21 protein-coding genes and 1 pseudogene are annotated in these 25890 nt (G+C 39.0%); 17 read left to right on the plus strand and 5 right to left on the minus strand.

The window, feature by feature from the left end; translation table 11 throughout:
• From ACH0AK_RS02065 to ACH0AK_RS02100, 8 genes and pseudogenes are all read left to right on the plus strand, one after another.
• Complete coding sequence (locus tag ACH0AK_RS02065; RefSeq protein ID WP_232092476.1) at positions 1-4836, plus strand: WxL domain-containing protein; 4836 nt, start codon at positions 1-3, stop codon at positions 4834-4836.
• A 62-nt stretch (positions 4837-4898) separates the two neighbouring features.
• Positions 4899-5750: a helix-turn-helix domain-containing protein gene (locus ACH0AK_RS02070; protein WP_232092477.1), complete on the plus strand. Its 852-nt coding sequence runs from the start codon at positions 4899-4901 to the stop codon at positions 5748-5750.
• Positions 5751-5872: 122 nt separating this feature from the next.
• Positions 5873-6169 carry a hypothetical protein gene (locus ACH0AK_RS02075; protein WP_232092478.1) on the plus strand — a complete coding sequence of 99 codons (297 nt, stop codon included), beginning with the start codon at positions 5873-5875 and terminating at the stop codon, positions 6167-6169.
• Positions 6170-6218: 49 nt separating this feature from the next.
• Positions 6219-7697, plus strand: a complete 1479-nt coding sequence (locus ACH0AK_RS02080) for an AcpB/EbpR/MafR family transcriptional regulator (RefSeq protein ID WP_178946643.1) — start codon at positions 6219-6221, stop codon at positions 7695-7697.
• A gap of 97 nt (positions 7698-7794) precedes the next feature.
• A pseudogene (locus ACH0AK_RS02085) lies at positions 7795-8067 on the plus strand (DUF7006 family protein); the annotation flags it as partial.
• A 399-nt stretch (positions 8068-8466) separates the two neighbouring features.
• Positions 8467-9204, plus strand: coding sequence for a trypsin-like serine peptidase (locus ACH0AK_RS02090; RefSeq protein ID WP_137071957.1), 738 nt, complete (start codon positions 8467-8469; stop codon positions 9202-9204).
• A 252-nt stretch (positions 9205-9456) separates the two neighbouring features.
• Positions 9457-9657, plus strand: a complete 201-nt coding sequence (locus ACH0AK_RS02095; RefSeq protein ID WP_071868074.1) for a cold-shock protein — start codon at positions 9457-9459, stop codon at positions 9655-9657.
• A 66-nt stretch (positions 9658-9723) separates the two neighbouring features.
• On the plus strand, positions 9724-9939 hold the full coding sequence (locus ACH0AK_RS02100; protein ID WP_137071959.1) for a DUF2187 family protein: 216 nt from the start codon (positions 9724-9726) through the stop codon (positions 9937-9939).
• Between the two features lie 108 nt (positions 9940-10047).
• Here the strand turns inward: ACH0AK_RS02100 and ACH0AK_RS02105 are convergent, their stop codons facing one another.
• Complete coding sequence (locus tag ACH0AK_RS02105) at positions 10048-10683, minus strand: recombinase family protein (RefSeq protein WP_175401321.1); 636 nt, start codon at positions 10681-10683, stop codon at positions 10048-10050.
• A gap of 310 nt (positions 10684-10993) precedes the next feature.
• On the opposite strand from ACH0AK_RS02105, the gene ACH0AK_RS02110 reads away from it, so the two are divergent.
• From ACH0AK_RS02110 to ACH0AK_RS02130, 5 genes are all read left to right on the plus strand, one after another.
• A complete protein-coding gene (locus ACH0AK_RS02110) occupies positions 10994-12613 on the plus strand; it encodes a glycoside hydrolase family 13 protein (protein WP_023519034.1) in 1620 nt (539 codons plus the stop codon).
• A 1049-nt stretch (positions 12614-13662) separates the two neighbouring features.
• Positions 13663-14097, plus strand: a complete 435-nt coding sequence (locus tag ACH0AK_RS02115; RefSeq protein WP_010736432.1) for a MarR family winged helix-turn-helix transcriptional regulator — start codon at positions 13663-13665, stop codon at positions 14095-14097.
• Positions 14098-14193: 96 nt separating this feature from the next.
• Entirely contained in the window at positions 14194-15300 is a 1107-nt protein-coding gene (locus ACH0AK_RS02120) for an NADH-dependent flavin oxidoreductase (protein WP_023519035.1), read from the plus strand.
• Positions 15301-15316: 16 nt separating this feature from the next.
• Positions 15317-15994, plus strand: a complete 678-nt coding sequence (locus tag ACH0AK_RS02125) for a type 1 glutamine amidotransferase domain-containing protein (protein WP_023519036.1) — start codon at positions 15317-15319, stop codon at positions 15992-15994.
• 26 nt (positions 15995-16020) lie between these two features.
• The gene (locus ACH0AK_RS02130) at positions 16021-16881 is read left to right on the plus strand and encodes an aldo/keto reductase (protein ID WP_034691665.1); all 861 of its coding nucleotides are present in this window, start codon (positions 16021-16023) and stop codon (positions 16879-16881) included.
• Positions 16882-17148: 267 nt separating this feature from the next.
• Here the strand turns inward: ACH0AK_RS02130 and ACH0AK_RS02135 are convergent, their stop codons facing one another.
• Genes ACH0AK_RS02135 through ACH0AK_RS02150 form a run of 4 tightly spaced genes read right to left on the minus strand, consistent with a single transcriptional unit; the run spans position 17149 to position 20800 of the window.
• Positions 17149-17673, minus strand: a complete 525-nt coding sequence (locus ACH0AK_RS02135; protein ID WP_010736428.1) for a hypothetical protein — start codon at positions 17671-17673, stop codon at positions 17149-17151.
• Positions 17674-17689: 16 nt separating this feature from the next.
• Positions 17690-18895, minus strand: a complete 1206-nt coding sequence (locus tag ACH0AK_RS02140) for an ABC transporter permease (protein WP_137071965.1) — start codon at positions 18893-18895, stop codon at positions 17690-17692.
• Entirely contained in the window at positions 18892-19566 is a 675-nt protein-coding gene (locus ACH0AK_RS02145; RefSeq protein ID WP_010736426.1) for an ABC transporter ATP-binding protein, read from the minus strand. The genes ACH0AK_RS02140 and ACH0AK_RS02145 overlap by 4 nt, the downstream gene beginning before the upstream one ends.
• Positions 19550-20800 (minus strand): efflux RND transporter periplasmic adaptor subunit, encoded by a 1251-nt coding sequence (locus tag ACH0AK_RS02150; protein ID WP_231867629.1) that lies wholly within the window; start codon positions 20798-20800, stop codon positions 19550-19552. The genes ACH0AK_RS02145 and ACH0AK_RS02150 overlap by 17 nt, the downstream gene beginning before the upstream one ends.
• Positions 20801-20976: 176 nt before the next feature.
• Between ACH0AK_RS02150 and ACH0AK_RS02155 the strand changes: the two genes are divergently transcribed.
• The 4 genes from ACH0AK_RS02155 (at position 20977) to ACH0AK_RS02170 (ending at position 25841) form a co-directional block, all read left to right on the plus strand.
• Positions 20977-22116, plus strand: a complete 1140-nt coding sequence (locus tag ACH0AK_RS02155) for a sensor histidine kinase (RefSeq protein ID WP_023519039.1) — start codon at positions 20977-20979, stop codon at positions 22114-22116.
• A 23-nt stretch (positions 22117-22139) separates the two neighbouring features.
• Positions 22140-22817 (plus strand): response regulator transcription factor, encoded by a 678-nt coding sequence (locus ACH0AK_RS02160; RefSeq protein WP_347082017.1) that lies wholly within the window; start codon positions 22140-22142, stop codon positions 22815-22817.
• Between the two features lie 275 nt (positions 22818-23092).
• The gene (locus ACH0AK_RS02165) at positions 23093-24391 is read left to right on the plus strand and encodes an NAD(P)/FAD-dependent oxidoreductase (RefSeq protein WP_137071969.1); all 1299 of its coding nucleotides are present in this window, start codon (positions 23093-23095) and stop codon (positions 24389-24391) included.
• A complete protein-coding gene (locus ACH0AK_RS02170) occupies positions 24381-25841 on the plus strand; it encodes a helix-turn-helix domain-containing protein (protein WP_062805749.1) in 1461 nt (486 codons plus the stop codon). Before ACH0AK_RS02165 ends, ACH0AK_RS02170 begins: the two co-directional genes overlap by 11 nt.
• The last annotated feature ends 49 nt before the right edge of the window (positions 25842-25890 follow it).

Here is a 25890-nt window from a genome sequence, read left to right on the forward strand (position 1 = left end):
ATGAGAAAGCTAATGAAAAAAGGAATGCTCATTTTAGGGACGATGATTCTTGTTCTGCATGCATTCCTCCTGCCAGTAGGCATCGTCTATGCGGAAACCACGGATAGAAAGGTAGGGGGGCAAGTACAGGAAGAAGAACAATTGGAACTTCCATCCATAAAAAACTATCTAGAAGTGGAAGAAGAAGGCAATCCTCGCTTTTCCTTTCCTCGCTCTCACCTTCAAGGAACGGTTGAAGAGCCATTGAAGGTGACATTTGTTTCAGATCAAGAGGTGTCAGAGGCAAGAATTACCCTTCCAAAGGAAGCGCAGCTGGTAAAAGATCAGTTACAAGCTGGAGTTACCGTAAACCAAGAAGAATCAGATGAATGGGTGATTCAAGCGGAGCGTGTACAACAAACGTTTGTGCTTCCAGTGGTATTTAAATCTGAAGGTAATTATGATGTGTCCGTCGAAGACGTAACTGCGACACTTGAAATATCGGAAAAGGAAGAAACGGAGACTGAAGATCAACCAGAAATGAATCAGGATTCATCTAATGAATCAAATGAAGAACATGAGCAATATCCAAATACGACTGAACAATCAGAAGAAAAAGAAGCGCCTGTAGCAACCGAAGAATCGAAAGAGGAAGCTACTCCTTCTGAGAACGAAACATTCAAACAGGCGGTCTTTGATGGAAATACAGAAGAAGTCTCAACAATGGCTGCATTCAGAGAGGCTATCGCAAATCCTGAAGTCAGCATTATCTCTGCTCAAGCAAATTTAACTGAAAATACAGCCAATATAATGACGATCGACCGACCAATCAAGATACAAGGAAACGGACATACGCTGACTTTTGGTAACAATAGTTTTTATTTTCAATTAGCAGAAGTGAGTGAACCAATGACCTTTCGGATAGAGGACGCAACAGTTACAAAAACCGGCGATACACCTTTAGTCAATGCAACAACAGAGGTTAGCCACAATTGGACACTAGAAATAGAAGATGTAGCAGAAGTCAATGCCAATACGATGCGACTAGCATCAATTCCAAAAGGTACGGTTCAATTTACAGGTGGCACGAATAACTTTACACGCACAAGCTCTACGCAAACTTTCATTGAAGCAAAAGAAGTCAAAGCAATCAATCAAGCGAAAGTAACGATCAGTCGTGGGAATGCCACGATCTTTCTAGCAGCAGCGACAATTTCCGAACCTAAACTAACAATCGAGAACGGTGCAAATTTAGCAATTACTACGACTTCAGGTGTGGCAAATACGATTGATTTTAGAGGAGAAAATGCGGAGATTGCACTCCAATCTGGTGGGGATTTAACGATCAATACAGTAGGAACGACTGCTACTCCTACTAATATAAGAAATAATACGATTGCTATGACTGGAACAGGACCGAAAATCACCGTTCTTGATAAAAGTAACTTGACTACGACAAGTACTGCAGCCAAAAGAGGGTTACATCTATCCGGAAATAATCCCCAGGTAATTGTGAATGATTCGAAATTATCTGTGACCTCAGCCACACAGTCAGCCATAAATCTATCAGGGGATGAGCCAATATTTTCTGTAATGAATAGTCATACTGATATTCGTTCTGAAACAGGGACCACACTTGCCTTGACAGGTGTATCGCCTAAAGTCAACTATGTGGGGTCTATAGGGAGTTTAATAAGTACCACCGGACAACGATTGCATTTGAACGGCGGCAACCCTCAATTATCATTGGAACAGACCCAACTGTCAATGTCAGCTACAACCGGCCGTGGAGTTTATTTAGAAGGAACAACGCCACAAGTATTACTAAATGATAGTAGTATTGAAATGACAGATACAGGTGCTTCTCAAGGTATGATTTTGGAAGGAACGGATGCGTTACTTTCTTTAAAAAAGAATAGTATTTTCAACATTTCTGGAGGTGGAACAGGAACACTAGAAAATATTCAAGTTGGGAATAATAATGCAAGACCTAAGATAGACTTAGAAGATGGTTCAAAATTAGCAATAACCGCTACCAGTGGACCTGGTGCAGGGTCTGCCACAGCCAATAATGCCGTTCATCTCAGAGGAAATGAACCAGAACTAAATATAACAGACGGAGCGAGTATTGCCATTGATATTACTTCTGGTAATCGGCGTGGCATAGCGCTGACCGGGAATAATTCTACTACACTTGTTGATTCTAGTGATATAAGTTTGAAGCTAGGGGGGAGTGGTGTAGGTTATGCTGCAACAGGAACTACTAATAAATTAGCCATCTCAAAGAGCCAGTGGGAGGCGAACGGAAGCTCTGGACACAATATTCATATGGTTGGGGCCAATAGCACAGTCTTACTTGATCGCTCTGATGCTGTTTTTGAAGCAGCCAGCTCTGGTAGGAATATTTGGTTAGCAGGAGCAGATTCAGTTCTTGCTATAGAAAATGGTGCTCAAGTAAATGCAACATCAGATAATGCGAACAGTATAACAATACATGGCGCACGTGCATTATTACAAATGAGTGGGTCTGAATCAAAGATGGAAGTAATTAGTAATGTCAGTGCCGGTGAAACCAATGCAGCGGTTTATCTAGGTGCTGCTAGCGCTAGTACTACTTCAGGAGCTGCAAATCCTAATGCTGAAGTTAGATTGACGGAAGGCGCAAAAATGAACGTCCATGCAAATCGTGCCTCTGCGTTAGGTTTGCTTAGCTCAAATGGCCAATTTAACCTGTTAAAGCAGTCCGAATTAAATTTAACTGCAGGAAGTACCAATGAATCGCAGAATGGAGCTGTCGCTGTCTTACGTTTTATACGTGCAGGAGGCTATCAGTTTACAATAGACAATGCAAAAATGAACATAAGTAAATCTGGAGGAAGAACACCAGGTATTCGTATGTATGGTGGTAATAATCATATTTTAGTTAGGAACGGAGGGCAATTTTTCATCTATAATCCTGGGAATGGTACACCTATAGATCAAGATACGTCCTCTGGTTTGGCCAATCAAGGGGTACATTATCCTAGGACCGGGGGTAATTCTTTTGTAGTTGATGGTGTTGGTTCTAAAGTTCAAATTATTGCGGACAACGGTGCAGCGATTGATATGGAAAGTCAGGCGGGGCAAATTGAAGCACGAGACGGCGCCACTTTCATTGCTCAAGGACGAACAGCTACAGATGCGGCAGGAATTTTCAATGCTGGAAATTTAACTGTTGATTTTGATAATCCGTTATTTATGGACTTTAGAAATACTCGCGTTGGTGGTGGGAATATATTTAATGCTAGTAGTGGATCGACATTAAACGCAATAAATAGTGATTTATCTGTTTGGCGAAAAGGCGCTGATTTGAATGGAGACCCAAATTTAGACTTCCGAAGTATTGATTATTCGTTTACCGGAACAAATTTTAATACGTTAAGAGAGACAAGTGACCCCACACAACTAAATACGGACGTGTTTGGAAACACAGGGTTAACTGCTTATAGTCGATTAAGTAGTAATAATGGGCGCTGGGCTATCGCAGATGAGCTGAGAGTACCAACCAATGCTGATAAGAAAATCTATGGGCGCGTGAGTCTTCCTGTAGGACTAGATGATAGTCGTCCAGCGTGGGATGATGAAGCGATTGTGACAGTCGAAGTAGAATCTCCATCAGGACGCACACAAGAGTATACAGCCAAGACCGTCGGTCATTCAGACGAATCACCAGGGATCAGTATCTACGGAGAAGACCCACGTGGTGGGCTTTTTGAAATCACCTTACCTGAACCCCTTGAAGCAGGATCAAAAGTTCGAATCAGTCACGTAGAATTAACCAGTGGCGAACTGACCGAAGATTTTGACCACCAGATCTTAACAGATACTGTGGAAGTCTTTCCAATCGTCCCTCCGGCACCTGCGAAATTCTCATCTTCTATCATTGGTGAAAATAGTAAAACCATCCAAGGGATTTCAGAAAATAAAGAAGCTGAAGTAACCGCAACGCATAATGGGCAACCCTTTGATACATCAGATGCCACTATCAACGATGAGGGCAGATTCACACTTGATATAAGCGAACTCGTACTACAAGAAGACGATGAAATTCAAATCTTTTTACGGGATAATGCAGGATCCGCAAAGGCCGCAGAGGTCGTTTCTCCACCTGAAACAAATAATGATCGAGGTAATATCAATCCGGCAACCGAGTTACTGTTTCATGATGTGACATTTGAACCAGCGACGATTTTAACGGTTGGGAATCTTGGTCCTGTTTCACCGGTAGATCCGATGAATCCAGAAATAGAAGTCGATCCAGAGAATAAACCTGAGCTCGAAGAAGACCAAGGCTTGTTAAGCATAGATTTTGCTTCTCGATTCACATTTGGCCAACAAGCAATTTCTACGCGAACGAAGCGATATTATGCGCAACCGCAACGCTTGTTAAATCCGGATGGAACCGTCAATGAGGCTGAAGAGCGACCAAACTATATCCAGATCAGTGATCGACGGCCAGAAGAGGAACGTCACGGCTGGCAATTAGCAGTTACGCAAAACAGTCAATTTACGGATCTACAGGAAAATGAACTAAGAGGGGCACGTTTGTCTTTCACTAACCAACAATTGGAGTCTATTCACGGAAGTGATGAACCGATGTTGTATAATCAAGACGGTGTTACCTTAATTCCAGGAGAAAAGACTAAACTTCTGACCGCGCTCGATGGCCAAGGAGCAGGTACCTGGATCTATCGGTTTGGTGACGGTGAAAGTGCAAGCGAAAGCGTGGCACTTGAAGTTCCTCCAACCGCGAATCCAAGAGCAAGCACCTATGAAACAACACTCACCTGGGAACTAAGTGTAGTTCCCGATAATTAGTCACAAGAAAGAAAAGGGCTGCGGCTCTTTTCTTTTTCTTCATAGAAAGGACAGAAAAAAATATGCACATTTTATTTGATCATTTAGTCATGGCAGATAAGACGAAACGTTGGCTGCTCTTATTGGCGACGTTAGAAGAAGAGGAACATGTTACCGCACAAACCTTAGCTAAACAGACTGGGTTTGGGCGACGGACGATTATTGAGGATATAAAGGTGATCAAGGACTATTTTGGTGAGCGGATCCATTTGATCGGCGATGAGAAGGGCTATCACTTTTCCTTTCTGAACCCTAAAGGGTATTATGAGGAGAAACAAGCGTTACTAAATGAAGAGAAACTTTTTCTTTTTGTGGATCAATTGGCTGCGGGAAAGTGTTTAGACAATCAACAGTGGATGGCGTATCTTGATGTGTCGAGTGCAAGCTTCCAACGGATGAAACGGCAGCTTCAAACGTTATTAACGACCTACTATGGGATAAAAATTGAATCTAAAACCAATCAATTATGGGGCGAAGAAGCGGGGATTCGCCAATTCCTTTATGATTTTTATTTCACCTTACCATTGTATCCTAGGTTTCTTTCAGAACATATTCAGGACCTACATCAGGAGAAAGTGGCGATTCAAGACGGACCTTGGCACCTAGATCAAACCTTGTTTAATCAATGGCTGAAACTAGCTAAGCAACGAGTCGACCAAGGACATTGCTTACAAGAACAAGTGGCACATAAACAAGCCCAAACAACTCTAATCCAGGCTTTGGATCAACAGGTGAGTGTGTTTCTGCCAGGACCAGAAAAAGCTGCGTTGTTTCTTCTCTCGTTAGATGAGAGTCAATTTTTGAACCCTTTGACACAACAGGCATTTACCCGCACATTTTCACCTGCGAGTGAGTATGAGTTACCGAAGGTCTGACTTATGGTTTTTTCGAAACACTCCTTTTTTTAATGGAGGCCTTTTTCCAGCTACCTACACTTGAAGCACCAGAACAAGTGCCGTATGCAAACAGTGATAAACCGTCTCCTTTAGAAGTACTCATGAAACGTTTTTTAGCTGAGAAGAAAAAATATAGCCAGACGATTTATGTTTCCTATCAGCTAGTAGGACCACGTGCTTTGACACGATGGATCAAACAGGAAGTTGAAACGATTTTAAAAAAATCTGGCCTACAGGTGGTGGAAGCTGCCCAAATGAATCCACTGGGACTAGTACGTCATGTACAAATCGTGAATCAACCACAAGCTAGAAACGCTCGTGAAACGATTGAACTTCCCTATGTACCTAGCAAGGAGAAAATCGATGAAGTGCTCTCTGCATTTTCTGAGTCAAGATGAGTGAACGAGCATGAGAGGGAAATATTTGAAAAAGTGAGGGGGAAAAAAATTGCGTGAGTTTCAGATGGCGTTTATTACAAGCGCAGAGGTCAAGCGATGGATGCAGGTGTTAAGTGTGATGGAACAAGAACGGCGTTTTACGATTGGAGAGCTGAGTGAACGACTGGCTATTTCACAACGTACCTTGATAAAAGATATTCAAGCATTCAAAAACCATTTTGGCACAAGCATCGAATTACGTTCGAATTATAGTGGGTATTATTTTGAAGAACGAAATCGTAGGGACTACCAAGAGAAAAAAGAACAACTGTTGGAAAACGAAGTGTTATTTGAAATCGTGGGAAATGTTTTTTGGGGAAAAGATTTTACAGTGGCTGACTTGGCTCACCAGCACAGTTATGCAGAGAGTACTTTACGAAGGTTTTTATTAAGAATCCGACCGGTATTAGCTGAGTATGAGTTAACGTTGGCTTTTAACCCAGTCAATTTTTTAGGGGAAGAAGCCAATATCCGAAAGTTCTTTTTTGATTTTTATTATAGCAGTGAACAAACTCCGTATACAATCCGTCCGCCAGAAGACTTACATACGTTGGTCTTGAACGAACTGTCTGGCAAATTGGGAAAGTATGAATTGGGTACGGGAATCACGATTTCAGCCTTTTATTACCAGCTTTATATCGCAATGGTCCGAGTTCATCAAAACCATTTTATGTCCTTACCTGAATGGGTAAAAGTAAGCATTTATCAGGAAAAAGATTTTCAGTTGCTTTATTCTTTACAAGAAAGAATCAAAGATGAATACGAGATCTATCTATCAAAGGAAGAATTCGCTTGGATCCATTTATCGATTATTTCCAAACGGACGATCCATCGTGTGGACCAAGAACAAACTTTTAACCAACGATTCAACCGCTGGAAGGATCTTCAATTCATCGTGTCAGATTATCTTTCTGATCCTTTCTTTGAACAATGGGATACGGATACTTTAGAACCGTTTATGACCTCTTTTTTCATTTCGCGCTTGATGAATGAAGCAGTGAGTCCAGTGTTGAACAAAGAGCTAGAAGAAATCCATTGGATGGTAAAGAAAAGCGATAAACAGATTTATGAAGCCCATAAACAATTTCTCTTAAAACATGCCCGAGTACTCAGTTTTTCTGGTCAATATTTTGAAGATATCGTGGTGAGTTTTACGGCATATATGAACTTATTGTTCCACTATTACCAACCGGTCAAAAAAGTTTTATTTTTATTAGAAGGTGACTACTTAGTGGTTCAATCCATCCGAATGCAGGCACGTGTACTATTAGGGGAATATCATAAGCTGTTGTTTATGCCGCTTCAGGAATTGACGCCGGAACATTTAAATGATGCACACGTTGATTTGATTGTAACGAACTATCGACCGTACCTTTTGGATTACGCTCTTGACACGGATTATGTTCTTATGGGCAGTATTCCTACGGCGCAAGATTGGGCAAGAGTCAAGCATCAGTTGAATCCACTGATCGATCATGAAACATTTTAAAAGAAGGAAGGAAAAAACAATGCCTACATTTTTTACAAAAGAAGCGTATCTGGAGGGCTTTTAAAGTACCTTTGAAGAGGCAGAAAAACGAGCAAGTGAAGACCTAAAGGTCTATTTAAACACCCAGATCCAACGATTGGAAACCTTAGTAAGTCAGATCTGTCAGGAGAATTTTTGGAAACTATTGCCGGAGATCTTAGGAATCGATGCCAAGATGAGTCTAGTAGTAGATCTGATCGACTTTGATCACTGTTCAGATGTGGAAATCCTTCGAATCGTTGAAAGTGAATACTCCACCTACTTTAAAGAACTATGTGGGTACAATCGCAGTATGGACCCGAAACATTCCATGATTTTCAATGTAGTATGATGGATCGATTGCTTGTGGATTATATTCAAGAACTGGAAAAGCTGACTTAGATGAGGGTGAAGTGAATGGTTGTTTCTTCAAGACTCGTTTTTCAAATTTTTTTAATTTTGTAATATCAGTACCTAATATTTTCCTTTTGTTGAAAAATATAAAGCATTCTCAATGGCTATATTGATTATCGAAAACTATACGAAATCCTTACACAAAAAAATAGACGAAATATTACTCTATTTTATGTGCTTTATTTCACAATGTGTTATATATAAAATATAGGAGGATATTATTAGTTAAAAGTTGAAGCCTATATTATTTAAGGGAGATAAAAACTAAAACAGTTGCTTAGTATATTTGATCGGAAAAGATAGTAATTATAAAATATTTTTAAAGGAGAAAGTAGTTATGCAGAATAGAAAGTTTAGAATGTGGAACCTTTTGTTAATCCTATTTTTTATAAACTTTATCAGTTTAAGTCCTATTGTAAGAGCAGACGAAACCAATTTGCATATAAAAGCGATACTGCCTAATAATGATAGAACTCAAATAATAGATGCTTCAGTGGAACCTTATCAGTCAGTATGTTTTATTTATGTGAATAATGCTACTCAAGGATCTGGTGTGGTAGTAGGGAAAAATGCTATCCTGACTAACAGACACGTTGCAAATGCTGCAAATAATGGAGATCCCGCTAATATAAAAGTAAATGCAGCTCGAGTTTCTAATACTGAGTATAAAGGAACATTCTATGGAGAAGAAATCAAATATAGTCCAGATGGACAAGATTTAGCTATCGTTTATTTAAAACCTAATACAGAGGGACAGAATATCGGTGACGTTGTAACTCCAGCTAAATATATAAATAATCCCACTACTACAGTTGGAACACCTATCAGAGTTATTGGTTATCCAGGAGATAAACCATGGGCTACCATGTGGGAGAGCAAAGGCGTATCTACGACTGAAACAACGAATCGAATTTATTACAATGCTAGTACTTTTGGCGGGAATTCAGGATCACCAGTGTTCAATAATCAAAATGAAGTAATCGGAATTCATTTTGGTGCTGTTAGTGGTGAAAATATGGCCGTTCGCTTTAAACCAAGTATTTATGAATTCATTAGAGAAAATGTTGAACCTTAAAAAAATGTGATAAAAATATTTATTTACAAGATATTTTTTAAAGAGCCTATTCATTTTTTATTTCCAGAGCGTACAGAAAATGACCAAATTTTTATAAAATTAGTATACCACCCAGTTGTATGGTATACTGAATATAGTGATATACTTTGAAACGTATTAAGAGTGCTATGCTTCCATTTATACTCTCCTTTTGCTTATCAAATATTTATTGCAACAAAACGCATACGTAGTGATGCACAAGGAGGAAATAGTATGAATAATGGTACAGTAAAATGGTTTAATGCAGATAAAGGTTTTGGTTTTATCACCGGAGAGAATGGCCAAGATGTCTTTGCTCATTTTTCTGCGATTCAAGCAGATGGCTACAAGTCTCTTGATGAAGGTCAAGCAGTCACCTTTGATACTGAAGAAGGTCAACGTGGCATGCAAGCCGTTAACATTTGCACAGCATAAATGATTTGTTCAACCGTCTCAATTGCTTGAGACGGTTTTTTTAATACTTAAAAAGGGGAGATTATTATGAGTTTTGGAAAGTGGAAACCAATAGAATCATCTATCGAAGGCTTGGCTTTTAAAGAAAATCAACAGGTGTCATTTAAACATAACAAGAAACAAGTCATCGGAACCATCGTAACTCTGCTAAATAATTCGGCAGTTGTCACTTTAAGCATGGACAAAGTAACCGCTACTTCAGAAAAAACGGTGATCAATTACAAAAATTTAGTAGCTATCTGAATTAAGTGCTACCCGTTAAAAAAGGTACTATTAAATTCACCACAGCACTTCCTGATTTGAATAACTTAAATGCGTAGGCTCTTACTTTGGTAAGAGTTTTTTAATTGGTCAATGATTATTTATCTTTATATAGGCATTCTTATTGTTGATTTCATTTTTAATTCTATAAACTGTTTGTCTAGTAATATTGTAGTCTTTTGCAATCTTAGAAATAGCAACGCCATTCTCAAGATCCTCAACGATGCTTTTATAAACAAGGCGACGTTGGGGATCTTTTGTATCTGCGCTATATAACTTAGGACGTCCTTTGTAAACACCATTCGCTTTTGCAATCTTAATTCCTTGTGCCTGGCGTCGTTTGGATTCTTTACGTTCCTGTTCGGCAATCATGGCCAATATTTGAATGATTAAGTCTTTAATGAATTTATCCAGGAGTGGATCTCCAATTGCTTGCGCCATGATAGGTAGACTAGTAATGATCAGTCGGATGTTATTATTTTTTAGGTAATTAACTGAAGCAATAATTTCATCATAATCTCTCCCTAATCGATCAATTGCTTCTACAATAAAAGTATCTTGTTCACGTACAAAATCTAAAGCCTTTTGAAAAATTGGCCGTTCTGAAATTGTGGCTCCAGATTGTTTTTCAATAAAAATTTTTTCTGCTCCAAATTGTTTCATTTCTTCAATTTGGCGTTGTTCATTTTGATCAAGAGAAGAGACTCTAATATATGCAACTTTCAATTTTTTACCTACTTTCTTGAATCGTTTAAAATACACCCTAATCATACATTAGAAATCGAGATTTTTCAATGCTTGGCTAATGTCTATTTAGGGTACACTCTAAACGGACATGTGGATAGCAAATTCTACTTATTTCAATCGATGGTTTCTGTTTTCAGGCATACTCCATGAATTGAAACTTTCCCCACGCGCTGTTTTATTTCTAAATCCTGGATTTTAATGTTATCGGTAACATGTTTCTGCCTGTTTACTCTTGCTTTTGTAAGCGTTACAATTCTTTGAGAATAGGACAAAACAAATGGAGGATCATATGGAGAAAAAATGGTGGCATCAATCAGTGGTATATCAAGTGTATCCACGTAGTTTTCAAGATACGAATGGAGATGGAATCGGTGATTTAAGAGGGATTATTTCAAGATTAGATTATTTAACCTATCTAGGAATCAATACGATCTGGCTTTCCCCAGTCTATGAATCCCCAAATGATGATAATGGTTATGACATCAGCGATTATGAAGCAATCATGGCTGAGTTTGGGACGATGGCTGAAATGGACGAACTGATTGAGGAAGCGAAGAAATCAGGCATCAAAATCATTTTGGATTTAGTCGTCAATCACACTTCTGATGAACATCCATGGTTTATCGAATCACGAAAAAGCAAAGACAATCCATATCGAGATTATTATATCTGGCGTGATCCAGTAAATGGTGATGTGCCTAATACATTACGTTCGATTTTTAGTGGACCTGCTTGGGAATTTGATGATGCGACTGGTCAATATTATTTGCATCTATACAGCAAGAAACAACCCGATTTGAATTGGGAGAATGAGCTAGTCAGACAAGAAGTCTATGACATGATGAATTTTTGGATCGATAAAGGAATTGGCGGGTTCCGCATGGATGTCATCGATACGATCGGCAAACTACCCGATCAAGAAATCACCAATAATGGACCTCGGCTTCACGAATACCTACAAGAAATGAATCAAGCAACCTTTGGCGACAAAGATTTGATGACGGTAGGTGAAACTTGGGGCGCAACGACAGAAATCGCGAAGCTTTATTCAGACCCTAAAAGAAATGAACTATCCATGATCTTCCAATTTGAACATATGAGTTTGGACCAACAAGAAGGTAAGGATAAATGGGATCTAAAAGCTTTAGATGTTTCTGAACTGAAAAAAGTTTTGTCAAAATGGCAGACAGCGTTAGGTGATGAAGGTTGGAACAGTTTGTTTTGGAATAATCATGATTTACCGAGAATTGTTTCACGTTGGGGGAATGATCAGGAATATCGTGTAGAAAGTGCAAAAATGTTTGCTATTTTACTACACATGATGAAAGGGACTCCTTATATTTATCAAGGGGAAGAACTAGGCATGACAAATGCGCCAATCCGGGAAATCTCAGAAGCAAAAGATATCGAAACGATCAATATGTATCACGAACGACTTGCAGCTGGCTATCATAAAGAAGAGATCTTGCAGTCTATCAATGCCAAAGGACGTGACAATGCACGTACACCAATGCAGTGGGATGAAACAGCACATGGTGGATTTACGACAGGAATGCCCTGGCTATCCGTCAATCCAAACTACAAAACCATCAACGCGGAACAAGCAGTCGCAGATTCCTCTTCGATTTTCTATACGTACAAACGCTTGATCGAGTTACGCAAACACAATGAGATCATCGTTTGGGGAGAATATGAATTGTTGACAGAAACGCCAGTTGAGGTCTTTGCTTATTATCGTACACTAAATGAAGAACGTTGGTTGATCGTCTGTAACTTATCCGAGCAAACACATGAATGGACTATTCCGCAAGAAGCAACGGAACTAATCATTGCCAACTATGATCGAGAAGTACCTGTAGGAGAAATCGAATTACGTCCTTATGAAGCATTTGTAGTGAAAATTGGGTGATGAGTGATAGAATTGCTCAGCTCCGAGAAATAAGTGTGAAGTATCGGAAATTTTTCTTTTCATTTTTTATATTTCACACTTATTTCTGGAACACCGTTCATTTGGTTTTAGGTGTGCAAGCTACCTAATGTCTCGAGCCTAGTGTTGTATTTTTTTTAGGCTTGGAGATATTGAATAAAAAGCTATGTTCTCTTCTTTATGATCAGTCAATGAAATCAAATGATAAAGGCTATGTTAACAAGAGATATAAGATGAAATTTATCAGGTTTATGATTATTGGTGCACGCTTGTATGTACGTTATACTTAGCAATAAAGAAGGGCGTGAATAGAGATGGAAACGAAGGCTCGTAATCATTTATATAGCTTGATTAGGCATGCTGTGGCAGACAATTAACCGGTTGAAATCATCCATTCTAAATGTGAAGAGGAAAGTGTAGTAATCATAAGTAAATCAGATTGGAATGCAATTCAGGAAACGCTCTATTTACAAAATACAGGGGTGCTCAATCAGATTAAGCAATACGAAGAGGAAGAAACGGAAGAGTTAGATGAGATTGATTGGGATACATTATAGAAATAAAAAAAATTACGAAAAAGATCTTACTAAACTTAAGGGAGCTGGGTTACATAAGCAGTTTGATGAATGACTCAAGGTCATTCGAAAGAATCCTTTTCAGTCACTGGCACCGTATGAAAAAACTAGTAGGAATTCGTATTACTCAATAAGAATCAACATTAAGCATAGACTAGTTTATAGTGTGGATATTTTGAGGGAAATAGTAACCATCCTTTCCGTCTGATCTCATTATGAGCGTGGGTTGTTTTTAAATGCGTGAACTGAATTGCTCATTGCATGCTATATGAATGTTTAGATACGACAATGGGGATTTGTCCTTAGTTGTTTTACACCTTCTAAAAACGAATAGATGCTTCTACATATCATTGTATTTTTATAGATGATCATTTGAACTACATATGAATGCTATTCTCCTCTTTGACAAATCAACTAAATCATACTATGATATGTACGCTAACAGGAGGTGTAAAAATGGGGAAATCAATTGAACGTTCGTTAGAAGAATGTCTTTTTTTTAGTGTGAAGAAGCTCGATCGAGTATTGAATAAATTAGCTGATGAAGCTTTCAAGAAAACGGGACTTGCACCTACTTATGGATTTATCTTACTGATTTTGAAAGAAAAAAACGGTATTCCTCAAAAAGATATCGCGCAGATGTTGTATTCAGCGCCTTCAACGATTGCACGTTTTGTAGAAAAGTTAGAATATAAAGGCTATGTCAAAACGGTTACAGAAGGACGGTTATCTTTGGTATTTTTAACTGATGAAGGTCGTGAATTTGTCAAAGAGATCGACAGTAGTTGGGATGAGTTGCACCACGCATATAAAGTTGTTTTAGGTGCTGCCGAGAGCGAGCGGCTTTCTCAAGAGCTGAATGAAGCGACCAATAAATTACAAAAAAAATAAAATTTTTTAAACATAACAGTTGCATGTACAACTAATCGTATGGTTAAATAAATACGAGAAAAAATAAGTGACATTCGTCATATTGGAGGAAGAAGAATGGCAAAATTCAATGAATCAATCACATTTCCATCAGGTAGTGAGCTGAAAAATCGGTTGATGCTATCACCAATGACTACAGAACTTAGCTTTTTTAATGGGGTAATCACAAAAGACGAGATCGAATACTATGCACAACGCTCAAAAGGATTAGGAGCAGTGATCACTGGTGCAGCAAATGTGCAAGACATCGGTAAAGGTTGGCCAGGGGAATTGAGTATCGCCCATGATGAAATGCTTCCTCGTCTAAGCGAGTTAGCACAAGCCATTCAAGGCGAAGGCGCCAAGGCAATCGTGCAGATCTTCCATGGCGGTCGTATGACAAGCCGTGCGACATTATCAGGAGAACAAACAGTATCTGCTAGTGCGATTCCGGCAGAACGTCCAGATGCCGAAACACCTCGGGCATTAAGTGATGAAGAAGTTAGTGAAACGATCCAAGCATTTGGAGAAGCAACACGCAGAGCCATTGAAGCAGGATTTGACGGAGTAGAATTACATGGTGCGAATACTTACTTGATCCAACAATTCTTTTCTCCTCATTCGAACCGTAGAGAAGACCAATGGGGTGGTTCTTTAGAGAAACGTTATCATTTTATTGAAGAATTATTGAAATCTGTCTTCCAAGCAGTTGAAACACACGCAACCAAACCATTTATTGTTGGCTATCGTTTTTCACCAGAAGAATTTGAAACACCAGGTATCCGTTTTGAAGAAACGATTTGGTTGATGGAACAATTACGTGAAACGAAATTAGACTATCTGCATGTTTCATTGAACACATATGATCGTGTGGCTCGTTCTGAGACCTACAACGAAAAATCAATTCTTGAATATGTCCACGAAGCGATTCAAGGGAAAATCCCGTTAGTAGGTGTCGGGAATGTCCGTAACCGCGAAGATGTCGAGTCTGTGTTAGCTCATGCGGAACTCGTAGCAGTAGGTCAACAAATGTTGGTAGATCCTGAATGGGCGGTCAAATTATTAGAAGGTCGAGATGCTGAATTTGTGACGAAACCTTTTTCTGAAGCATACAAAGACTTGTATTTACCAAGTCCGTTGTATAATTTTCTTAATCAACGCTATGGATCAACCATCAATATATAAGAAAGAAGCTGAAAAAATGAAAGTTTTGATTGTTTTGACAAATGTAGAAAAATACGACAGTATCGAGCGTCCAACAGGTTTATGGTTAAGTGAATTGACTCATTTTTATGATGTATTAGTCAAAAACAAGATCGAAGCTGATTTTGTTAGCCCGAATGGCGGATACGTACCATTGGAACCAAAAAGTATAGTAGATATGGACCAAGTGGATTGGACCTATTACCAAGATGAAGACTTTCGTAATCGTGCGTTAGGGCAAACGTTACGTCCGGATGAAGTGGACCCAACAGAGTATACAGCGATTTATTATGCCGGTGGACATGGAACGATGTGGGATTTCCCCGGATCAGAAAGATTAGCAGAGATTGGTTCTGCGATCTACAAAAATAATGGGATCGTATCAGCGGTTTGTCATGGTGTCGTAGGCTTATTACCTGTTGTTGATGAAAACGGACAGTCCATTTTAGCTGGACGTAAAGTGACTGGCTTTAGTAATGAAGAAGAGGAATTAAATGGAACAACGAATAACGTACCATTCCTGACCGAAGATTCATTGAAGGAAAAAGGGGCCGATTATCAGGCAGGGAAAGCTTTTACTGAAGTTGTTCATACAGATGGGCGTTTATTAACAGGACAAAACCCACAGTCTGCACATTTATTAGGAGAAAAAGTCGTTGCTGAATTGACGAAATAACGTGGAGTTTGGAGAGAAAATCAATGATGGAAACACGGACCTTGAACAACGGATTGACAATTCCTGTACTTGGATTTGGTGTCTTTCAAATCTGGGATCAAGAAGAATGTGAGCAAGTCGTTTTAGAAGCGCTGAATGCTGGCTATCGCCTGATTGATACTGCGGCTGTTTATTACAATGAAGAAGCCGTTGGTCGGGCAATCAAAAAAAGTGGGATTCCAAGAGAAGAGATCACTATTACAACCAAGTTATGGGTCACTGATGCTTCTTACGAGGGCGCATACAAAGCGTACGAACGTTCTTTACAAAAATTAGGGGTAGACTATATTGATATTTTCTTGATCCATCAGCCTTACAATGATTATTATGGCGCATGGCGTGTCATGGAAGAACTCTATGATGCAGGAAAAGTAAAGGCAATCGGAGTCTCTAATTTTTCAACCGGTCGTTTGACTGATTTGATTTTGAATCATCGGATCAAGCCAGTGATCAACCAAATCGAACAACATCCATACCGTCAACAAAAACAACAAAGAGAAACAGCCACTCATTTTGATGTCGTGACTGAAGCGTGGAGTCCCTTCAACCAAGGAAAAGATGGGATCTTTGATGAACTAGTTTTAAAGGAATTAGCTGAAAAATACCATAAAACTGTCCCACAAATCATCCTACGTTGGCAAACACAACTAGGGATCATCACGATCCCTAAGTCTGTCCATGTGGATCGTATGAAGCAAAATATCGCCATTTTTGATTTCCGATTAACAGAAGAAGAATTAAATTTGATTGAACAGCTCGATCAAGCACCAGAGTCGACCGGACCTCGTGAACATCGCACCTTAGTTGAAAATCTGCATAATATCTCCATTGATCAAGCAAAACAGTAAATGATATGCTGATGTGTAAAAAAAGAGAGCATAGAAGCTTGTAGTGTTTCTAAAAAGTAGTTCTTTAATACTTAGTGCGGGTAGAAAACAGTCTTGTTTTCTACCCGCATTTTTTTGTTGAAAAACTTAGAAAACTGGGATCATATCATTCTCTAAACAATTGGATAGGAACGAAGTATCAATCAAGATAGATTGGTGTGTGATTTTAAAGTATAAGGGTGGTACATTTAGTTTTTTCTTTTCTAATCAACCAGCTTTTCTAGCTATCTAATTGACTTGCATGACGATGACTTTGGTGGCAATAAAGGTATCGCCAACTTGTTGACCATAAAGATTGACGGATCTTTCAAGCTGTAAGTCTGCTCTTGAGCCTTCAACGATTCGAGAGTTTTGAGTTTGTGCATTATAAATAACGGCTGTAATCTCAGTCTCACTGGTAATAGTAAAGCTTAATTTTTCGTCAGAGGAGACTGCCATATCATAGATCTCATCATCTTCATTTTTTTGATAAAATTTTGTGATCTCTAGTTCAAATTGATCACCATTCATAGACACAAGAATCCCAGACTCATCTGCTTGATCAAGTAAATCATTAGCACGATCAAAATCTGTTTGCTCGTTGTTGTTTTGCTCATCATCGCCACTTTGACTCGTTTCGGTTTGTTTTTGCGGGGGAGTGATTTGTGCATTGGTGGGGACGTTGTCATTGTTCACCTGTGACTGGTTGGTGGTAGAACCACAGCCAGTCAATACTATCGCTAAGAAGAGAATGGATAACATTCTTTTTTTCATAAAAACACCTTCCTGTTTATTCATATCGTAATGCTTCGATTGGTTTTAATTTCGACGCTTTATAGGCGGGTAAATAACCAAAAATAGTACCGATCAGCATCGAAAAAGTAACACTGATCAAAATAGAAAGCAGAGATATCGTCAGTGGATACTCTAGCAGATTCAGGGCGACCAGACTGATGATCGTGCCTAAAATAATACCAATCAATCCACCAATTACTGATAAGACGATTGCTTCTGTCAGGAATTGTTGCAAAATCACTTTTCGTTTGGCGCCTAATGCCTTCTTTAAGCCAATCTCTCTAGTTCGCTCTGTCACGCTGACCAGCATCGTATTCATGACTCCAATCCCACCGACTAACAAGGAAATACTGGCAATTCCGCCCAATAAAATCATATTTGAACGATTGATATCATCAGTCATCTTCTTTACCTCATCATAATTTCGAATGGAAAAAACAAAATCTGATGGTGGGATGCTTTTTGTCAGTTCATGGCTAGCCTGAACGACAGCTGATTCTAACACTTCTGCATTCGTAGCCTGAAACAATACCGTTGGCTTTTGATTAAGTTTCCCTTCAACTAGACGTTGGCTATTTCTAGGAATGAAAACATATTTCCCTGAAAGTTGATCCGTTTCAGACTCTGCGATACCGATGATTCGAAAAGGTGTTCCATTAATCTCAATCAGTTGATTTAAAGGGTTGCGATACTGAAAAAAAATCTCTGCCAAGTCAGCTGTGATCAGAGCGACTTGTTTTTGTGATTGTAATTCGGTTTCAGTCATTGCTCTACCTTTAAGAATCTTATGAGGCATGATTTCAAAGAAACTTCCATCCATTCCTAATACTACGGCATCGGTCTGTCTCTCTCTTTGAAAGACCGGCAAATTAGCTTCATAGAATAAGCTGACATTCTTGGCATGATCGATAGTCAGTAATTTTTGGAGTTCACCATCTGATATCTGAGGAGAATAGTCAGGTAGCCGATCATTTCTACCATTTTCTCCGGCAAGAAAGGCACTTCTGGCGTCATATTCGATACGCATCGAATTAGTAGAACCGCCAATCATCTGCTTTTTCATATTTTCAGTATTTCCATTGATAATACTCACAATGGAAATGATTGAAGCAATCCCAACAATGATTCCTAACATCGTCAACAGGGAGCGTAAGCGATGCTGGTAAATCGATTGAATCGCTAACCGAATATTTTCTTTCATTCTTTGACCTCCTCAACAATCAAACCATCTTTTAAAAGAATTTGACGTTTGGCATAGTCAGCAACCTCTTGTTCATGTGTAATCAACACAACTGTCTTTCCCATATCATTTAGATTTGCGAATAGGGACATGATTTCATGACTATTGGCTGTGTCTAAGGAGCCGGTCGGTTCATCAGCTAAAATCACATTTGCCTCTCCAACCAGTGCCCGAGCAATGGCTACCCGCTGTTTTTGACCACCAGATAATTGATTGATCCTAAAATCGATTCGGTCAGCCAAACCGACACTTTCTAAGGCATGAATAGCACGACGTGTTCGTTCCTCTTGCATGACACCGGCATACAAAAGTGGTAAAGCAACATTTTGTAAAACGGACAATTTTGGCAATAGTTCAAAATTTTGAAAAACAAAACCAATTTTTTGATTGCGAATCTCAGAAAGATCGTCTTCGTCCATTTGACTGGTTATCTTGCCATCAATTAGATAGCTTCCTTTTGTCGGTGTATCTAAGCAGCCGATAATATTCATCAAGGTTGATTTGCCCGAACCTGATCGTCCCATGATAGAAACAAACTCCCCATTGTCAATTGTTAGATTGATTTTATTCAAGACATGGATTTCACCAAGCCCTTGTTGGAACGTTTTACAGACATCAATTAGTTGGATCATTTGTTCTCACATCCATTCCTACTTTGACATCATTTGTGGGAAAGACAAGCTCGCTGTCCAAGTCTAGCTCACTTTCTAGCAAATATATTGCTTCATCCATTTCATCTTCGAACAACTCTACTTGTTTTTTGCTGATTTTATGATTTTCAACAACATAAATGAAAGGCTTGTCTTCTTCATAGAAAACGAATGATTTTGGCAGCTTGATTTCTGTTTGGTTTTCTTCGATCAGTTCCACGAAACAATGAGTACCAATGCTTGGTGGGGTTTCACTTTTATCCAAAGCAACTTCAAAGCTGAATTGAGATAAATTTGGGTTTGCACCTTGTTCTTCCACAACTACTGAAGGTTCTTTCATATCACCAACTCGTGTGATCTGTCCAGTCCATTGCTGACTACCGCCATTACGATCCTTTAGTTGAACTTTTTGTCCCGGTTCCAGCTGACTGCGACGGAATTCATCTACGGTCCCTTTTAAAAACAGCCGGCTTGTGTCGACGATAGTCATGAAAGGGGACTCTGGGGCTGCTTCACTCGCATTCATATTCATTTGTCGTTCATCAATATCTTTGACGATTCCGTCAATACCAGCCTCCACGACATCTGAACCATGTTGTTCTTTGACGGAGTTCAACTCCAATTCTGCTCGTTCTAGTTCTAAGGTTGCATCGCCTATACTATTCTCTGAATTTTGAGCTTCCATCAATAGTTGACTTTGTTGCATTTCTAATTCATTTTTGCGGTCTTCTAGCGCTTCTTTATCTTCATCCTTTGCGGTAGTTATTTTTTGTTTGGTCTCTTCCAATTGAGTAGTTACCTTGTTGTATTGTTCCCATTTCTGGTTTGTTTGTCGCTGGGCTTGTTCTACTGCACTCCTACGGTTTGCAGTGGTTTGCTCTGCTTCCTTAATAGCTAAAGATCCTTCAGGGTTAGAATAGACAAACAGCGCTTGTCCGGCTTTCACTTGATCTCCCGTCGCAACCTTTTTTTCGACGACTGAGCCTCGCCCGCTATCTACCTTCACTTCAATGGTTCTCGCCGGTTCAATGACCCCCACCAAGTGAAAGTCATTTCTAGGTTGCAGATCTTGTAAAGATACACGCGTGATAGCTGGGGCTTCTCGGCGATCAAGCCTTAAAGCACTTGCCCCAGCTGTACTGCCGATAACCAGTAGAGCACCAGTGACCATGATGGCTTTTTTAAAATTTTTTTTATGTTTTCTCAAACCTCTCACCTTCCTCATTGGTTAATTGGATGACTACCTTTATTTAAGCACTTCACCTACAAACGTTTTGAATGATTCTCTTAATATATTCTGAAGATTTCTTAAGAGATATTCTCTATTCGTTGTATCCTCGCTTTGTTATAATCAAGAATGAATGAAGACTATTTATTTGAAAGGAACTTTTCATGCATATTAAACATCCTCGCTTTGTTTTTTCCTTTTTAGGCATCTGCTTATTATTAGGAATCGTTTGGCTAATAAAGGAGACAAGAATCATTCACATGGTCATCGACGATTTTTTTTCAAAATTTGTCATGCAAGAAGTTGTTGGAACGAGTGACGGGGAAGGGGGGACGATTATTGGAAATTTTGTTGATTGGACGATGATCAAGCAACTCCTATTAGCATTCTCTCTCTTTCTTATTTTTATCGTTTTCTTAATCAACTATTTTATCTATCGCTACTACTCAAGAAAAAAGATTACACAAATCGCTGAAGGCATTCAGCCTTTTTTCTCTGGGTCTACGGAAGCTTCGACTAGAAGTATGCCAATCGATAATGAATTGTTAAAAATAAAAAATACGATGAACCGAAATGAAACCCTCCTAAAGGAAGAAACCCAACGAACAAAGGACTTGATCACTTATTTGGCTCACGACTTGAAGACACCTTTAGCCTCCGTGATCGGCTACCTCAACTTATTATTGGATACAAAGAACTTAACGAACGAACAAATGGCTCAGTCTCTGACTATCGCTCTTGAAAAGTCTGAACGGTTGGAAACACTGATGAATGAATTTTTCGATATTACTCGATTCAATCTTCAAGATATCCAATTGTTTAAACGAGAACTTGATTTTGTGTTCTTATTAAAACAAATCCAGGAAGAATTTTACCCGTTGTTGAAAGAAAAAGGACAAGAGGTTCGTTATATCGGACCGGAAAGCTTGAAAATTGAAGCTGATAGTGAACAGTTAGCCAGAGTATTGAATAATCTATTGAAAAATGCGATCGCCTACGCACCTGAACATACAATGATCACAATGGAACTATCGGTTTCTGAGCATCAAGCAACCTTTATTCTTGCCAATCAAAGTGAGCTCATCGAACAAGAGCAGCTGGAAGCATTATTTGAAAAGTTTTATCGCCTTGATCAAGCCCGTTCAACAAAAACCGGCGGTGCGGGACTAGGTCTAGCGATCGCCAAAGAAATCATTCTGGCTCATCAAGGAACCATTCAAGCTGCCAGCAAAAATAATGAAATCCAGATGTTTGTTACTTTGCCTTTGGGTAATACAAAAATGAAGGTATCAGAAAGCAACTAAGTTGAAAAGGACGGTCGATACGATTGGAAAAAATACTTTTAGTTGAAGATGAAAAAGAAATTTCAGACCTAATTCTCTTTTATTTGCAGAACGAGAATTTTTTAGTAACGACTTGCTCTGATGGGAAATCTGCTCAAACACAAATTGAACAAAATACATTTTCACTGGCAATTCTTGACGTGATGCTACCGGACATCTCTGGGTTCGAACTTTGTAAAGAAATCCGAAAAAATCATAAATATCCGATCATCATGTTGACCGCAAAAACCGAGGAAATCGATAAGATCACAGGATTGACGATTGGCGCAGACGATTATATTACGAAGCCCTTTCGCCCTTTAGAAGTAATTGCCCGAGTGAAGGCCCAGATTCGGCGATCCACTCAGTACAATGGATTTGATAAACACAAATTGATCGTTAAAGATTTGGTATTAGATGTTGATAAACGAAAATGTTTTTTACAGGAAGAGGAGCTTTTTCTGACACCAATCGAATTTTCCATCTTAAAATTATTGATGGAACGCCAGGGACAAGTCATCAGCTCTGAAGAAATGTTTCATGAAATTTGGGGCGAAAAATATTATACTTCCTCCAATAATACCATCATGGTCCACATTCGAAATTTAAGAGAAAAAATGCATGACACGCACAAGCAGTCTTCCTATATTAAAACGGTTTGGGGCATTGGCTATAAAGTTTAAAGCTAAGATCAGAAAGCGTGGCATAAGTCAGGCAGTGTATACGCACAAAAACACAAGGGACATTCGAAAACCAACAAATTTCGAGTGCTCCTTGTGTTTTTATCTTCGATGTTTCAACTAATTTTTTTCGTTCTTCTAGTTCAATAGCGTGGCTTAGTGAAAGGGATTATCTGCTTATTTCCAGCGAGCGTCCACCACGATACCCTTTACTGATTGAAACGTTTTCTAAGAAATGATACTCTAAGGATAACAGATGAAAAAGAGGAGAATAACATATGAGGATCGTAATCGTCGGTGGCTCATTTGCGGGCATTCAGACAGCTATTTCTTTGCGCAACGACTGTCCAGAAAGTGAGATAATCATTATTGAGAAGCAAGCGCGGATAGGTTTTATCCCGAATAGTGTCAATTTGATTTTAAAAGGGGAATTTCATGAAGAAGCCCATCATTATTGGATCACTAAAGAGCAATTGACTCAAGAACATCAGATAGCAGTACGGGTAGAAACAGAAGTGACTGCGCTAAACAGCGATAAAAACCAAATCCAATTAAATGATGGGGAAATATTGTCTTTCGATTTTCTTGTGATTGCGACAGGCTCACAACAACGCTTCCGTTTTAGTACACAAGAAAACGACACGATTTGGACAATCAAAGATCCTAAAACTTCGCAACAATTCCAACAACGTATTGGAAATGCAAAAAAAATCGCAGTGGTCGGTGCAGGGCAAGTTGGCTTGGAACTCATCGAAGGATTAGTGAACCTGGGAAAAGAACTTCATCTGTACGAAAGCCAATCGACAGTTTTATTCCGATATTTTGATCCAGAGATGATCAAGCCGTTGTATCGCGAGCTGAACAATCGAGGTATTCGATATTTCTTAAATGAACAAGTACAAGAAATCATTGAAGCAGAACAAACAAAGATCTTCACGGAAAAAAGAAGTGAGACGTATGATTTAGTCTTGTTAGCAAATTACACCCGACCAGATAATCAATTATGGGAAGAATCCTTGCGATTGAATGATGATGGGACGATCTGGGTAAATGACTACCTGCAAACATCCCAGGAAAATATTTATGCTATTGGCGATGCCATCCAAGTAACCTATCGACCAACGCAAGAAAAGATGTACGTGTCTTTAGTCAACAATGCGATTCGAACGGCGAAGATCGCCAGTAAAAATATCAGTGGGCAACAAAAGAAGGATTTAGGTACGTATCGTCCAATCGGTAATCACTGGTTCGGACATTATTTTGGGAGTGTCGGTTTAACAGAAAGCGAAAGTATCTTTTATGCTGGGGAAATCAACACACAATATTTAACCACCAGAGCTTCTGCTGCGAATCAGGAGTTGATCCAAATAAAAGTGCTATTGACGGAAGAAGGAAAACTGATTGGCGCGCAATGTCATAGCCAAGCAGTTATTTTCTATCTTTTAGACCGACTGACTTTAGCAGTTGAGGAAGGATGGACACTCGCAGACCTGGAAGCGCGCGAATTCTTCTTTCAACCAGAGTATCGAGCGCCAACAGCTCTTGTAAAGGTGGTTGATTCTTTCGATGAAGATTGAAGAATTTTTAGAAAAAAAAGAGCAAATCCAAATTGAGATTTTACGAATGCTTGTATTAGAAGGTGGTTCCGCTTCAATCAATGAGTTGCGCTCCTCTGTGAAATTATCAAAATCTGCCTTCGACCAATATATCGAAGACCTTGAATTGATCGGTCGTATGATGAAAACAAAGATTTCTGTCCGAAAAAATGAATTTCAAGTCGTCCTTGAATTAGATGAGCATACGAGTTTAGAAAAAATCATGCTTTTTTTGGTACAACAAAGCGTGAAATATCAGATCTTGACGTATCTTCTTGAACACCAACAAGCTTCAAGTGTTCGTTTGGCAACAGCTTTTACGATCAGTGAATCCTCTGTCTTTAGGAAAACCAAAGAATTGAATCAGCTATTGAAAGAGTTCTCTCTACAGATAAAGAATGGACAAATCCAAGGAGAAGAGCTCCAGATCCGTTATTTTTATTATTCCTTATTTCAATTTTTCCCAGAGTCACAAAGACCACAGTATTTACAAGATACTCCAGATAAGCGTCCGTTGATAGTAGGATTGGCGCATGTGTTGAATACAACTTTTTCCCCACAATCATCGACAAAAATTGCGACATGGATCGGTATTACACGGAAAAGGTTACTGTCAGATAAGATGAAGTTTTCTAGTACAAAAGAGAAAAAAGAAATATACCAAGAGGATCAACTGTACCAGACCATCCATCCGGTGATTTCCTTATATCTTAGTCGAACAGCAGCTGATGTTACGGCGTATGAGTCGATGATGTTTTATAGTTTTCTCGTTACTTTCTCGGTACTGGAGGAAGAGACATTTTATCAATACGAGTTGACTCGTAGCAAAAAGTTACCTACAGCGGTGTTGGATACGTATATTCGAGAAACCATGCTGTGGCATTATCGACCAAGGCGTCTAAAAATCAAGGAAGAGAAAACAATTGGGTATCACTTGGCACAAATCAATAATGAGTTATACTTTTTTTCTGGCTATTTAACCATCTATGATCCGCCACACTTACTCATCCAACAACAACGGATGTTGGGTGATTCGTTGACTCAATTACTTGAACGATTGAAAAAAACGACAGTCGAACAGCTTCCTATGAAAAAATTGACCAATCAAGTTTTGGATAATCTGATGAGTCAATACGCGAATATTTTGATGATGATCGATTTCTATATTGAAAAATCTGTGGTTATTGGCATTGATCTACAATCATTACCGATCTATCGGGTTGCTTTCCAACAGTTCTTGATTCGAGAGTTAAAGGGGATCAGCGGGATCGTGATCGAAGAAGTCCAACCAGAAAAAAGTTATGATTTTGTGATCACCTTCAATCAGGATAAAAAAGGTCAAGAGTACTATTATCTATCGGAGTTTGCTTCAAGTTATGATATTTTAAGGTTAAAGCAAAAAATCGAGCAAGAAAAAAAAGCCAAAAATTAAAAAACTGTCAAAAAAAAAGTGAATTGCTATTTTTTTGGCAGTTTCTACT

This window comes from Enterococcus pernyi (assembly GCF_045371165.1).
Classification (GTDB): domain Bacteria; phylum Bacillota; class Bacilli; order Lactobacillales; family Enterococcaceae; genus Enterococcus_B; species Enterococcus_B pernyi.